Genomic DNA, 13638 nt, shown 5'->3' on the forward strand with positions numbered 1-13638 from the left:
ACCTCCAAATTTATTTTTTCCAAGTCAATTTATAAGCCTCATTTGCTAGAAGCATTCCAACCAATCGATTTCTTTTCCATTCTTCGGGAAATACGGATAATGGCGGGTGGCTTTCCCCTACTAAGTAGCTGATTTCAATCGTAAAAGCTGGCCTGCGATACTCTGTTATAAACCAATCCGTAAAGCCCCCTCCAACCGCCTCTCTAACTGGCTTGCTTAACTTATATCCAGTCATCTTCGTAATTTTTTTTGCTATTGCCCTGTCCCGTTTTATATTAGGGCCGTTGTGATAATTCCAGAAAATTTCTCTTCCAGCAGTATGGTACGCTCCTGCAATTTTCGGATTAATTTCTTTTACAAATTTAACAAGATAAATTACTTCATGCGCTTCCAACGGGGCTTTACCTTTATAAAATTGGTATGACGGTGTTGGAGTAGTTCTATCAAGCTTATTCCACCCAGCGGGATATTGTCTGTTTAAATCGACCCCTATGCCGTTTGCTTTCCATCTTGTAAAGTCAGTCGATCCATTATTCATTTTTATTATCTTATCCTTATCCCAGAAAGGAAATTCGCGATACCCTTTCTGCTGGATGGTGACTCCATCGGGGTTCAGCATCGGAACAAACCATATAGAAACTTCATTAAGTAAGTCGGATGGAAAGGAGCCAATGGGTTTTCCTTTGGCATAGGCCTCAGTATAGGTCTTAAGCATTTTTGTCAGTAGCATGCTTGTCATCCACTCCCTCCCATGATGGGATCCGACAAGCAGAATATTTTTTTCCCCTTTTCCAAGCTTGACTGCCCAAATCTTTCTTCCCGAATGAGCTGTCCCGATCACTCGAAAGGTTAATTCTTTTTTATATTTAAAACGCAGTTCCATTAAATCACGAACCTGCGACTGATATGAATAGGGACGATACAATTCGGCAGCCCCCGCATCTTCCGGATTGTAAGGTAAAAACAGACATAGTAAACACAATAAAATTTTAGGCATCTGTTTTTATCATCCCTCTCAAATTTGAAGAACATCCACAAAATTTATACAGGTTAAATTTGCTAAACCCTTTGAACAGGGATGTCCAAGATTTTCTGTGAAAGTTCTCAGGAAAAACTCACAAAATAATATCAACTCCTTATAAGGAGGAAAGTCTAAATGAATAAGATGGATTATGATCGGGCGCTATACTATACGCACCGTTCCCAATGGGATAACTTATTAATTCTGATGGTAAGAACATCAGACCAATTTTTATCTAAAAAAATTGAGCAATTTCTACACGCTTATAATTTTGAACATGACTATTCAGTAATAGAAAAAACATTATTTTCCCTGTTACGTTACATTGACCATGCCAACGAATCATTGGAAAATGATCCGCAGGATGAACCGATGTATAGTCTTTCCTGAAGCGAAAAGTAAATGCATGAAGTTAAAAAATTTTTTAAAAACCGGGCTGAAGAATTCCACCAAAAAAACACGGTGTCCCTAGTGGGATGCCGTGTTTTTAAGAATGCACCATTTCGTATTAGCGTTTCGATTTAAGTGTGCCCCCTTCGTCCTTTGAAATTAGAAGGAACGACGGTTATTGTAATTTTGAGCCAAACGAAAGAATATCAGCAGCCAATATGGAGTGGAAACAGCGATCTTAATATAAAATCACCATTATTTCCCCTCCTTCATCATACTGTGGAGTTTTACAAAAAGCTTCAATTCCTCCATCATCAAACTCGCCAGTCCATCTGCCTCGGGAAGAAGTTCTTCCCTTTCATAATCAAAGCAATCAGGGTCAACAATAAGCTGTCTTGGAATGACATTTGCATAAAGCCCTCTGGCAACAATCCTCATATTATTAAGAGCATTAATGCCGCCTTTACCGCCGCCGGCTGCCGCTAACAAGGCAACTGGCTTTTGAAAGAATTGCTGGCTCCCGAGAAAATCGAGTGCATTTTTGAGCGCCCCACTCATTCCATTGTGGTATTCAGGTGTGGCAAGTATAATTCCATCCGCCTTGCTTACCTTTTCCTCAAGCCACTTATATTCAGCAAGTTCAAATTGTTCTTTTTCCCCATTAAAAATGGGCAGCTGCAGCAGGCTAAGATCAATTAGGTCAACCCCAAATTTCTTTTGAATATGCCGGCAGGCAATTCCAGTCCGTCCGTTTTTGCGCGCACTTCCATTTATAATAACTAAATTCATGATAAGCTCTCCTTTGTCCCAGGCTTTTTGCAGCCAGTTACTATTGTTACTTTCAGTATAGAGAGAATCATGAACTTGCAACTCGTCGGTCAGATTGATTTTTGCCTCCGAAATTAGTCGTAAATAAAAAGAAATATCTACAACTTTAGTCTGATGTTCTAGCTATTCTGCATTTTTCATTCCTAAACGACCCTATTTCGTACAGCGTAAAGTGCTGCCTGAGTACGATCGGCCAGATCAAGCTTTGCCAAAATATTAGATACATGCGTCTTTACTGTCTTTTCAGTTATAAACAAAGATAAGGCAATCTCTTTATTGCTTTTTCCTTTGGCAATTTCCTTCAGCACATCCATTTCTCTCTTAGTCAGTTCATCCAGAGGGGTTTTTTCCGGTTTATTTCTATTGTTAAAGTGTGTAAGGAGGTGAGTAGTTGCTTTTGGATGGAGTTGGTTTTCTCCATCCATCAGCTGTTTAATTGCCCGGACTAGTTCATCCGGTTCAATATCCTTAAGCTGGTAGCCTGAAGCTCCTGCTTCGATGGCTGGAATAACATGATCTTGATCAGAAAAGCTTGTCAGCATCATAATCTTAATTAAAGGGTTATGAGCTTTGATTTGCCGTGTCGCCTCTATACCATTCATAACTGGCATATCCAAATCCATTAATATGATATCTGGTGTCATTTGAGCAGCTAGCTCCACTGCTTCCTGCCCATTTTTGGCTTCACCAATTATTTCAATCCCCTGCTGAGTTTTAAGAAAAAAAACCAGGCCTCTTCTAACCACATGATGATCATCAGCAATTAAAATCCGAATTCCCATATAAAAATATCCCCTTTAAACCGGAATGACAATCTTGATTTCTGTTCCTTTATCCAGTTCACTCTTTAATATAAAACGCCCATTAAGTGCTTCTGCCCTGTTTTTCATATTTTTCAGTCCCAACGATGGAAGTTCTTTTATTCCATCATATAAAAATCCACAGCCTTCGTCCCGGATTTCAAGAAATGCTTCTTTTTCTTTTATCGTAAATTTCAGCCTTGCCTCATTCTGCCCGGAATGCTTTTTACAGTTAGCTAATGCCTCTTGGCCAATTCTCCAGAGCACTTCCTCTACCTGGCCTGGAAGAGAGATAACGCCTTTTACTTTGATGTCCATTTTGAGCCCAAGCATTTCTCCGTAGCTTTTTAGTGCACTGACCAATCCGCATTCCAATCCTCTTGGACGCAATTGCCAAATTAATGCCCTCATTTCATTAAGAGCTTCCTGTGCAAGATCCTGGATGTAAGCAAAGGTTTCTTTTACTTCTTGATCTTCAGACCTTTCTATTCCTCCTCTTGCTGTCAGAGTAAGTGAAAATAGCAGCTGATTAACTGAATCATGAAGATCCCTTGCGAGCCTGTTTCTTTCCGCGGTCAGGGCGAGCTCCTGTTCTTTCTGTGTTAAGTTTATTCGTTTAATGGCCGTTCCTATTTGAAAGGCAACGGATTCAAGCATGGTTAGCTCGTCTATCTCAAAATGTCTTTTTTGCGGGGAACCAACATTAAGGATTCCGAATTTTTCATCCCCCGCTTTTAAAGGGACAGTTGCGTGATGTGTTAGTCCGTTTGTCTCTCCCCAGTTTAAATCAATCGCATCTTCGAGTCGTTTGCATTCAATTATATTGGTAGCCTTATCCAATCTTCCATTGAGATACCGATTAATACACCAGCATTCACCTGAACACATCGGCTCGCACCTATTAAATGATAAGGCATTAGGCAAGTTTTCATTTGCCGCCATTTCATAATGCCCGTCACTGTTAATTAAAAATATCCAGCCTGTCTTTAATCCAGTTACATTTAACAGTTTTTTTAAAACCTGCGTAAGTACCTGCTTTAGGTCTGTGCCATTATTTAATAGCTCGGCTATCTCTTTTAATATCTTTAATTCCGAATACCGATTGTCCTCCCCCACTTCATTTTCCTCCCCGTTTCTTCACTCTTTTTCATCATTATACCTTTTTCAGGAAGCAGAATCTTTAGAATAAAGACTGAGAATGACTCCGTCAAAGGTCGGAAATTTGTAAAAACAATTGACACATTCCTTAAATTGTAGTAAATTTTATAAATAATTTAAATATTTGTTTCTTATCAAGAGAGGTTGAGGGAACGGCCCTATGACACCTCAGCAACCATCAATGGCTTTGCCATTGAAAAGGTGCTAATTCCAGCAAGTTAGGATTGTAACTTGGGAGATAAGAAGAATGGCTGCTTAATCTGCACTTAAAAGTCTTCTTCTTATAGAAGGCTTTTTTATTTTTCTTCTCCTCCCCTCAATGAAATCCCGCTTTCATGCAATATAGCTTTCCAACATTAAAGGAGTGAAAAAAATGTATAAAATTGAAACAAAACTTGCACAAATCGGTAATAGAAGTGAATCTTCCACAGGAACTGTTAACCCTCCTGTCTATTTTTCGACAGCCTACCGCCATGATGGAATTGGGCAATCCTCCGGGTTTGATTATGTCCGCACCGGAAATCCAACAAGACAGCTGCTAGAAAAAACAATTGCAGACCTTGAGTGCGGAGATCAGGGATTTGCCTGCAGTTCTGGGATGGCAGCTATTTTTACAGTTTTATCACTATTCCAGTCTGGTGATGAATGGCTTGTAAGTGAAGATCTATATGGCGGTACATATCGTCTGCTTGAACAGGGCTATAAAAAATGGGGATTAAAATCCCAGTATGTAAATACCTGTTGTCCTGAGGAGATTGAGAAAAAGATTACCCCGCAAACAAAAGCAATCTTTCTTGAAACTCCAACTAATCCTCTCATGCAGCAATCAGACATTTCTGCTGTTTCAAAAATTGCTAAGGAGCACGGCATCCTGCTAATTGTTGATAATACTTTTTATACTCCAATTTTACAGCAGCCGATAAATCTTGGTGCTGATATTGTTATACATAGTGCAACCAAATACCTTGGCGGACACAATGATGTGCTTGCCGGTTTGATTGTAGGTAAGGGCCAGGAACTATGTGAAGCTCTGGCTCTCTACCATAATGGAGCAGGAGCGGTACTAAGTCCATTTGACTCCTGGCTGTTAATGAGGGGAATGAAAACCCTGTCGCTGAGAATGAAACAACATGAGAAAAATGCTAAGGAAGTAGTTGAATTTCTAAGCAATCATGATGGTATTACAGATGTGCTTTATCCCGGGAGAGGAGGCATGGTTTCCTTTAGGGTAAAGGACGAGTCATGGGTTAATCCTTTCCTTCAAGGGCTTTCCCTCATTACCTTTGCTGAAAGTCTGGGAGGAACTGAAAGTTTAATAACCTATCCGGCAACACAGACACATGCTGACATACCAGAGGAAATTAGAATACAGTCGGGTGTTTGCAATAGGCTATTGCGTTTTTCTGTTGGTATTGAAGACCATGAAGATTTAATTAATGATCTTGAGCAGGCATTTGCCAGAGTGGAAAAGGAAGTGGCCGTGCGATGACAGGTGAAAATTATTCATTTGAAACAAAGCTTCTTCATAACCGGCAAAAAATAGATTCATCAACAGGTGCGGTCAGCACTCCGATTCATCATGCTTCAACCTTCCACCAATTTGAAATTGACCGTTTTGGAAAATATGATTACAGCCGGAGCGGCAACCCGACACGCGAAGCGCTCGAGGAAATTATTGCTGAGCTTGAAGGCGGTACAAAAGGCTTTGCCTTCGCATCTGGAATGGCGGCGATCTCTACTGCTTTTCTACTATTGTCATCCGATGACCATATTGTCATTACCGAAGATGTATACGGCGGAACTTTCAGAATGGTAACAGAAGTACTTTCAAGGTTCGGCATTGATCACACCTTTGTTGATATGACAGATTTAGAGCAAGTGAAAGCTGCCATCAAACCAAATACTAAAGCCTTTTATGTCGAAACCCCCTCCAACCCTTTGCTAAAGGTAACGGATATAAGGGCTATCAGTGAGCTGGCAAAGAAACAGGGCGCCCTTACTTTTGTAGATAACACCTTTTTAACCCCTGCCCTGCAAAGGCCGCTGGAGCTTGGTGCAGATATTGTCCTGCATAGCGCTACAAAGTTCCTGTCTGGGCACAGTGATGTAGTTGCTGGTCTGGCAGTTGTGAAGGATGAGGAATTGGCAAAGAAACTAGGATTTCTTCAAAATGCTTTTGGGGCCATTCTCGGTGTGCAGGATGCGTGGCTGGTAATGCGAGGTATTAAAACCTTGCAGGTACGTCTGGAACAGTCCCAGAAATCGGCTTTAAAAATAGCTGAGTTTTTGAATAATCATCCTGCCATCAAAAATGTATATTATCCAGCACTTTCTTCACATCCACAAAATGAATTACAAAAATCTCAGGCTCAAGGCCCTGGAGCAGTGTTATCTTTTGAACTTTCTAATGAAGAAGCTCTCCGGAACTTTGTAACGGCTGTCAAACTCCCTGTATTTGCAGTTAGTCTTGGAGCCGTTGAGTCGATTTTATCCTACCCAGCAAAAATGTCCCATGCGGCAATGCCACAGGCTGAAAGAGAAAAGCGCGGCATTACTAACAGCCTGCTTCGCTTATCAGTCGGATTGGAGCATCCGGATGATCTCATAAAGGACTTTACTCAAGCACTGGAGAATGTGAATAAGAAAGAATTAATCCTTCAACAAGGAGAACTATCATGAGCTTTTTAGAAAAGCTGGAAAAACAAATATTAATCGGTGATGGCGCTATGGGTACTCTTTTATACTCATTCGGCACTGATTGTTGTTTTGAAGAACTGAATCTGTCTCATCCCGGGCAGATTCAAAGTATTCATAAGGCCTATATTGACGCTGGAGCTGATTTGATTCAGACCAATACTTATGCGGCTAATTATCTTAAACTGTTAAGATACGGCCTGGAGGATTCCGTAAAGGAAATTAACAGTGCTGCTGTCAGAAATGCAAAAATAGCGGCAAAAAATAAGGCTTATGTGCTTGGCACCATCGGTGGAAATCGGGGAATTAAGCCTAATTCTGTCTCAATCGAAGAAATTAAGAGAAGCTTTCGCGAACAGCTTTACTGCCTTCTCCTAGAAGGTGTGGATGGACTTCTTTTGGAAACCTTTTATGATCTGGAAGAACTGGAAACAGTCCTCGCCATTGCCCGGAAGGAAACTAAACTTCCGATTGTTGCGCAGGTTTCTCTTCAGGAGCCTGGTATATTGCAAAATCAAATCCCGGTAAACGAGGCATTGAAACGGCTTGAGGGAATCGGTGCAGACATTGTGGGATTAAATTGCCGTCTCGGTCCTCACCATATGCTGCTGACTCTTGAGCAAATAGAACTTCCCTCGAAGGCATTTTTATCAGCATATCCTAACGCCAGTCTACCAACATATACAGACGGCAAATTCCATTACGAAGGAGATGCTGATTATTTTAGAAACTCAGCAATGGCTTTTAGGAATGAAGGTGTCCGTTTGCTTGGCGGCTGCTGTGGAACAACACCTGAGCATATTCGGGCTTTTGCTTCGGAATTAAAAAATATCGCTCCCGTTTCGGAGAAAAAAGTTAAACTTCAGCCAGAAAAAATTACGGTTGTACCTCTGCCAACACAACGGGATTACTCCCCTCTACAGGAAATTGTGAAAGAGCGCCCTTCCGTTATTGTTGAATTGGATCCGCCGCGTAAGCTGGATACAAGCAAATTTTTTGAAGGCGCAAGGGTATTAAAGCAGGCTGGAATAGATGCTATTACATTAGCAGACAATTCCCTTGCATCTGTTAGAATTTCAAATGAGTCCCTTGGCTATCTCGTAAAGCAGGAACTCGACATGCGCCCTCTCATCCATATCGCCTGCCGCGACAGGAATATTATTGGCCTTCAGTCTCACCTTATGGGACTGCATACTCTAGGTCTCCACGATGTTTTGGCCATTACTGGTGACCCTGCCAGAGTTGGGGACTTTCCAGGAGCATCTTCTGTATATGATGTTTCTTCCTTTGAATTGATCCAAATGATCAAGCAATTAAATGAAGGTTTGTCTTTTTCGGGCAAAGACTTGGGACAAAAAGCCGCATTCAGTATTGCCGCTGCTTTTAATCCTAATGTACGTTCACTTGAAAAAGCTGTAAAGCGGCTGGAGAAGAAAATCCATTATGGCGCAGACTATTTTATCTCTCAGCCCGTTTTTTCGGAGGAAAGGTTATTGGAAATCTATGAAAATACCAAACATCTTGATGCACCAATTTATATTGGATTAATGCCTTTATTGAGCAGTAAAAACACAGAATTTTTGCACAACGAAGTACCTGGTATTAAAATATCGGACCCTATCAGGGATCGAATGTCAAAGCTGGATGGCAATCCAGAACAATCCGCCCTCGAAGGAATTAGCATTGCTAAATCTCTTATTGATGCAGCCTTAGACTTATTTAATGGAATTTATTTAATCACACCGTTTTTAAGATATGAATTGACCGCTGAATTATCAAAGTATGCCCGCGAGCGTGCGAACAAAATTAGGGGGAACATCTATGCAGATACCACCGTTCACTGACCAGCTAAAAAAGAGAATTCTAATTATGGACGGCGCCATGGGAACCATGCTTCAGCAAGCCAATCTATCGGCTGCGGACTTTGGCGGAGAAGAGCTCGATGGATGTAACGAAAATTTGAATTTAACTGCACCCGAGGTAATCGCAAAAATCCATAAAGAATACCTTGAAGCAGGTGCAGATATTATCGAAACAAATACCTTCGGTGCTACCAGCCTTGTCCTTGATGAATATGGGCTTGGCTACAAAGCCTATGAAATTAATAAAGCTGGAGCCCAAATAGCAAAAAAGGAAGCTTTAAAATTATCAACCCAGGATAATCCCAGGTATGTTGCGGGTTCCATGGGACCCACTACCAAAACATTGAGCGTAACCGGCGGGACTACCTTTAGCAAACTATCAGAGGCGTATGAAGAACAGGCAATTGGCTTAATTGATGGAGGAGCAGATCTTCTTCTTTTGGAAACAAGCCAGGATATGCTAAATGTTAAGGCTGGTTTTATTGGTATTCAAAATGCATTTCAAAAAACGGGCAAAACTCTTCCGCTGATGATCTCAGGAACCATTGAACCAATGGGTACCACACTTGCCGGTCAATCAATAGAGGCTTTTTATATTTCCGTTCAGCATATGAATCCCGTTGCGGTTGGTTTAAATTGCGCGACCGGCCCTGAGTTCATGCAGGAACACATCCGTTCTCTTGCCAGCATTGCCTCAACTTCAGTCAGTTGTTACCCCAATGCCGGCCTGCCCGATGAAGAAGGCAACTATCATGAAACACCAGTAACCCTGGCTAAGAAGCTCGCTGACTTTGCTGCTAATGGCTGGCTGAATATTGTGGGAGGCTGCTGCGGCACCACACCTGAACATATTAAAGCCATTGCGAAGGCTATGAAGGACATCCATCCTCGAGAAGTAAGCACTGACTTAACACATATGGTTGCGGGAATCGAACCACTGATCTACGATGATCCAAGCATTCGCCCGATCATGGTCGGAGAACGCGCTAACGTAATTGGATCCCGTAAGTTTAAAAGATTAATTTCAGAAGGTAAATTTGAGGAAGCTTCCGAGATTGCAAGAGCCCAGGTAAAAGGCGGAGCTCATGTTATTGATATTTGCCTTGCAGATCCTGATAGAGAAGAAATTATCGACATGGAGAAATTTATTAAGGAGGTTGTCAAAAAAGTTAAGGCTCCTCTTGTTATAGATTCCACTGATGAAAAAGTTATTGAAAAGGCACTTGAATATTCCCAAGGCAAGGCAATCATCAACTCAATAAATCTTGAAGATGGTGAAGAACGATTTGAAGCAATTGTTCCTCTTATCCACCGATATGGTGCGGCGGTTGTAGTCGGTACCATTGATGAAGAAGGTATGGGTGTAACAGCAGAAAAGAAATTGGCTATTGCCCGCAGGTCCTATGAACTGCTTGTTCATAAATTCCATTTACAGCCACAGGATATTATTTTCGATCCTCTTGTTTTTCCGGTTGGCACGGGCGATGAGCAGTATATTGGCTCAGCAAAAGCAACAGTCGAGGGCATCAGGCTGATTAAAGAACATCTCCCGGAAACGCAAACCATCCTGGGGGTAAGCAATATCTCCTTCGGCCTGCCTCCAGTCGGCCGTGAGATTCTCAACTCGGTTTTTCTCTATCACTGCACTCAGGCTGGCCTGGATTATGCCATAGTAAACACTGAAAAGCTTGAACGTTTTGCTTCTATTTCTAAAGAAGAGGTGAAGCAGGCGGAGGATTTATTATTCAGGACGACCGATAAAGCACTAGCAGCATTTACTGACTTTTACAGAGATAAAAAGAAGGAAAGCAAACAAACTTTGCCCGATATGAGTCTTGAAGAAAGGCTCGCTTACTATGTGGTTGAAGGTACAAAAGAAGGCCTGATTCCTGACCTGGCACTTGCTCTTGATGCCTATCCTTCCCCTCTTGGTATTATTAACGGACCTCTAATGGAAGGAATGAAGGAAGTAGGGAGACTGTTTAACGATAATCAGCTGATTGTTGCAGAGGTTCTTCAAAGTGCTGAGGTTATGAAAGCATCTGTATCTTACTTGGAACCTTTCATGGAAAAAGGAGACGTCTCTTCCTCCAAAGGAAAAGTTATCCTGGCGACTGTTAAAGGAGATGTCCACGACATCGGAAAAAACTTAGTGGATATCATTTTAAGCAATAACGGCTATGAGGTTCTAGATTTAGGAATAAAGGTCTCTCCCACTGAGCTTATAAAGGCTATTCGTAAGGAAAAGCCGGATATATTGGGTCTCTCTGGATTACTTGTGAAATCAGCTCAGCAAATGGTACTAACAGCCCAGGATTTAAGAGAAGCAGGTATTTCATTACCTATATTGGTAGGAGGCGCGGCCCTCTCAAGGAAATTTACTGATACTAAAATTTCCCGTGAGTATGATGGACTCGTCCTTTATGCTAAAGACGCAATGAACGGTTTGTCTCTTGCCAATCAGTTGAATTCACAGGAAGAAGTTGAAAAATTAATTAGCGAGAAGAAAGAAAAACTTTCTTCTCTAAATACATCCAGCGTGTTCCAAAGTAATGCATCAGTTTCGGTTGCTGTAAAACCCAAAAATACGATTACTATGGAAGCACCCGTTTTCATTCCACAGGATACAAAGAGGCATGTTTTAAAAACATATTCTCTTTCACATATTGAACCTTACATCAATATGCAAATGCTCCTTGGCCATCATCTTGGGGTTAAAGGAAAAATCGCCAAACTCTTGGAGGCGAAGGATGAAAAAGCTCATAAAGTAAAAGAAGTCGTCGATAATCTGCTAGAAGAGGCTAATAAGTCAGGCTGGATATCCCCGGCTGCGGTTTATCAATTCTTCCCAGCACAATCAGATGGCAATAAAATTAATATTTTTCATCCGGAACAAACAAATAGGGTTATAGAGACCTTTGAATTCCCCCGCCAGGAATCGGAGCCTTTCCTGTGCCTTGCTGATTTTATTAAGTCTGCTGACAGCGGTCAAATGGATTATGTTGGTTTCTTTACCGTTACAGCAGGAAAAGGTATTCGCCAAAAAGCAGATGAGTTAAAATTATCAGGCCGTTTCCTGGAAAGCCATACTCTTCAGTCACTGGCACTGGAAACAGCTGAGGCTTTTGCTGAATTAATCCACCGGCAGATGCGCGACCGCTGGGGATTTCCTGATCCGGCTGATTTCAGTATGCAGGACCGCTTTGCAGCCAGGTACCAGGGACAGCGCTATTCCTTCGGTTATCCTGCATGTCCTGACCTGGAGGACCAGCAGAAATTGTTTAATTTGCTCCGCCCAGAAGAAATCGGCATTCAATTAACTGATGGGTTTATGATGGAACCTGAAGCATCCGTATCAGCGATGGTTTTTGCCCATCCTCAGGCAAGATATTTCAATGTTTTGAAATAATTATGCCATAATATAATTGTTGATTTACTAAAAAATGGGAGGTTTTTAGATGTTTGATGTAGTCATTATCGGTGCTGGCCCTGCGGGTGCAAGTGCTGCCCTATTTACAGCAAAGGCTGGAAAGAAAACTCTATTGGTTGATAATGAAAAAAGTATGACCAAAAGAGCTTGGGTAGAAAACCATTATGGTGTTGAGGAGATCACAGGTGCTGACCTAGTGGAACTTGGAAAGAAGCAAGCAGCAAAATTTGGCGCTGAGATTGTTCAGGCAACCGTTACAGATATTAGAAAATCCGGAGAAAGCTTTGTCGTTGAAACAGATCAACAGCAATACGAAGCTGGAAATGTTATTCTTGCAACCGGTGTTTTAGTTGACCTTGCTGAAAAAGTTGGGCTGAATGTAAAACCTGGAACTGAACCTAGAATTAAAACCGTTTTAGACGTAGATGCAGATGGAAAAACAAATATTGATGGTATCTGGGCTGCTGGTACTGTTGCCGGTGTAAGTGTACATACTATTGTTACTGCCGGTGATGGTGCAAAGGTAGCTATTAACCTTTTAAGCGTTTTAAAAGGCGAACGCTATGTTGACCATGACTTATTGAAGTCCTAATAGGTAGATATTGAGATTGGGAGGCAGTCCATTGGCAGGAAGAAAAGTAGATCATGTTGGAATCATGGTAAAAGATATTGATTCATCCATTAAGTTTTACATGGATGTAGTCGGTTTTAAATTAATTGATAAAATAACACATTCGGATGGATACATGAAGCTTGCCTTTCTTGGCTTTGGTGAAGCTGGCGAAACCGAACTTGAACTTATCCAAGGATATAACAACGGCCTTCCTGAAGAAGGAAAGGTCCACCACCTTGCAGTTACAGTTGATGATATAGAAAAAGAATTTGAACGTATCAAAACTTTGGATGTTAAATTAATTGATGAAGAGATTACCATACTTCCAAATGGATTCAGATACTTCTTCTTTCACGGACCCGAAGGCGAGTGGATTGAATTCTTTCAGAGGTAAGAGTAAAAGAGGTTACCCTGCGCCGGGTAATCTCTTTTTATTTTGGATTTTTGGTACCCGTATGGGTATTTTGCGTAATCCTATAAAGTTTGAGTTCCGTTTTATAAAAAATAAGCTCTATTTTTATATCTTTTTAATAAAAGAGCAGTCTTTTAGGCCGAAATAGCGACTTGATATCCTTCATTTCAGTTATTTCTCTTATAGATACCCTCCCTACATTTGCTTAATGCTCAACTTGGATATGAAAATGCACGACTTCATGAATTTAATGGGTACTGTCAAGAAGTCTGTGTAAGGCTATTTAAAATAAACAAAATACCCTCAGCTATCCAATATTTATAGGTTTTTGGAAGGGGGAGGAGGAAGGAAGCTTCCTTCCTCCTCCCCCTTTTTTGGCTCTATTTCAGTGGTGTTTTTTTGTTTTTATCTTGTTTCCACGCCATACCTT

General features: G+C 41.2%; 11 protein-coding genes and 1 riboswitch. Of the genes, 7 read left to right on the plus strand and 4 right to left on the minus strand.

The genetic code is table 11. The annotated features are described in order from the left end of the window. Window positions 1–10: 10 nt before the first annotated feature. On the minus strand, window positions 11–997 hold the full coding sequence (locus AC3WR0_RS12465; RefSeq protein ID WP_492552617.1) for a M14 family zinc carboxypeptidase: 987 nt from the start codon (window positions 995–997) through the stop codon (window positions 11–13). Between the two features lie 159 nt (window positions 998–1156). On the opposite strand from AC3WR0_RS12465, the gene AC3WR0_RS12470 reads away from it, so the two are divergent. Further along, window positions 1157–1411, plus strand: a complete 255-nt coding sequence (locus AC3WR0_RS12470; protein WP_027320313.1) for a YhdB family protein — start codon at window positions 1157–1159, stop codon at window positions 1409–1411. A 255-nt stretch (window positions 1412–1666) separates the two neighbouring features. On the opposite strand, the gene AC3WR0_RS12475 is transcribed toward AC3WR0_RS12470, so the two are convergent. The 3 genes from AC3WR0_RS12475 to AC3WR0_RS12485 form a co-directional block, all read right to left on the minus strand. Further along, a complete protein-coding gene (locus tag AC3WR0_RS12475) occupies window positions 1667–2200 on the minus strand; it encodes an NADPH-dependent FMN reductase (RefSeq protein WP_492552618.1) in 534 nt (177 codons plus the stop codon). Window positions 2201–2382: 182 nt separating this feature from the next. Next, on the minus strand, window positions 2383–3021 hold the full coding sequence (locus AC3WR0_RS12480) for a response regulator (RefSeq protein ID WP_492552619.1): 639 nt from the start codon (window positions 3019–3021) through the stop codon (window positions 2383–2385). Window positions 3022–3036: 15 nt separating this feature from the next. After that, window positions 3037–4155, minus strand: coding sequence for a GAF domain-containing sensor histidine kinase (locus tag AC3WR0_RS12485; protein WP_492552620.1), 1119 nt, complete (start codon window positions 4153–4155; stop codon window positions 3037–3039). 170 nt (window positions 4156–4325) lie between these two features. After that, window positions 4326–4442: riboswitch (SAM riboswitch) on the plus strand. Between the two features lie 128 nt (window positions 4443–4570). On the opposite strand from AC3WR0_RS12485, the gene AC3WR0_RS12490 reads away from it, so the two are divergent. From AC3WR0_RS12490 to AC3WR0_RS12515, 6 genes are read left to right on the plus strand one after another with little or no spacing between them, the layout of a single operon-like run. After that, entirely contained in the window at window positions 4571–5686 is a 1116-nt protein-coding gene (locus AC3WR0_RS12490; RefSeq protein ID WP_492552621.1) for a methionine biosynthesis PLP-dependent protein, read from the plus strand. After that, window positions 5683–6876, plus strand: a complete 1194-nt coding sequence (metC, locus tag AC3WR0_RS12495) for a cystathionine beta-lyase (RefSeq protein WP_492552622.1) — start codon at window positions 5683–5685, stop codon at window positions 6874–6876. The genes AC3WR0_RS12490 and metC overlap by 4 nt, the downstream gene beginning before the upstream one ends. Then, the gene (locus AC3WR0_RS12500; RefSeq protein WP_492552623.1) at window positions 6873–8735 is read left to right on the plus strand and encodes a bifunctional homocysteine S-methyltransferase/methylenetetrahydrofolate reductase; all 1863 of its coding nucleotides are present in this window, start codon (window positions 6873–6875) and stop codon (window positions 8733–8735) included. Before metC ends, AC3WR0_RS12500 begins: the two co-directional genes overlap by 4 nt. Beyond that, window positions 8713–12162: a methionine synthase gene (metH, locus tag AC3WR0_RS12505; protein ID WP_492552624.1), complete on the plus strand. Its 3450-nt coding sequence runs from the start codon at window positions 8713–8715 to the stop codon at window positions 12160–12162. The genes AC3WR0_RS12500 and metH overlap by 23 nt, the downstream gene beginning before the upstream one ends. Before the next feature lie 49 nt (window positions 12163–12211). Next, window positions 12212–12775 (plus strand): FAD-dependent oxidoreductase, encoded by a 564-nt coding sequence (locus AC3WR0_RS12510; RefSeq protein WP_492552625.1) that lies wholly within the window; start codon window positions 12212–12214, stop codon window positions 12773–12775. A 31-nt stretch (window positions 12776–12806) separates the two neighbouring features. Next, window positions 12807–13190 carry a VOC family protein gene (locus tag AC3WR0_RS12515; protein WP_492552626.1) on the plus strand — a complete coding sequence of 128 codons (384 nt, stop codon included), beginning with the start codon at window positions 12807–12809 and terminating at the stop codon, window positions 13188–13190. Window positions 13191–13638 lie beyond the last annotated feature (448 nt).

The sequence above is a fragment of the Neobacillus sp. FW104-15D2 genome (assembly GCF_058790155.1).

What these genes read in the sequence shown, in the direction of transcription:
- metH (WP_492552624.1), top strand. Translation starts at nt 8,713, where the DNA reads ATGCAGATACCACCGTTCACTGACCAGCTAAAAAAGAGAATTCTAATT.
- AC3WR0_RS12510 (WP_492552625.1), top strand. Translation starts at nt 12,212, where the DNA reads ATGTTTGATGTAGTCATTATCGGTGCTGGCCCTGCGGGTGCAAGTGCT.
- AC3WR0_RS12480 (WP_492552619.1), bottom strand. Translation starts at nt 3,021, where the DNA reads ATGGGAATTCGGATTTTAATTGCTGATGATCATCATGTGGTTAGAAGA.
- AC3WR0_RS12465 (WP_492552617.1), bottom strand. Translation starts at nt 997, where the DNA reads ATGCCTAAAATTTTATTGTGTTTACTATGTCTGTTTTTACCTTACAAT.
- AC3WR0_RS12475 (WP_492552618.1), bottom strand. Translation starts at nt 2,200, where the DNA reads ATGAATTTAGTTATTATAAATGGAAGTGCGCGCAAAAACGGACGGACT.
- AC3WR0_RS12490 (WP_492552621.1), top strand. Translation starts at nt 4,571, where the DNA reads ATGTATAAAATTGAAACAAAACTTGCACAAATCGGTAATAGAAGTGAA.
- AC3WR0_RS12470 (WP_027320313.1), top strand. Translation starts at nt 1,157, where the DNA reads ATGAATAAGATGGATTATGATCGGGCGCTATACTATACGCACCGTTCC.
- AC3WR0_RS12500 (WP_492552623.1), top strand. Translation starts at nt 6,873, where the DNA reads ATGAGCTTTTTAGAAAAGCTGGAAAAACAAATATTAATCGGTGATGGC.
- metC (WP_492552622.1), top strand. Translation starts at nt 5,683, where the DNA reads ATGACAGGTGAAAATTATTCATTTGAAACAAAGCTTCTTCATAACCGG.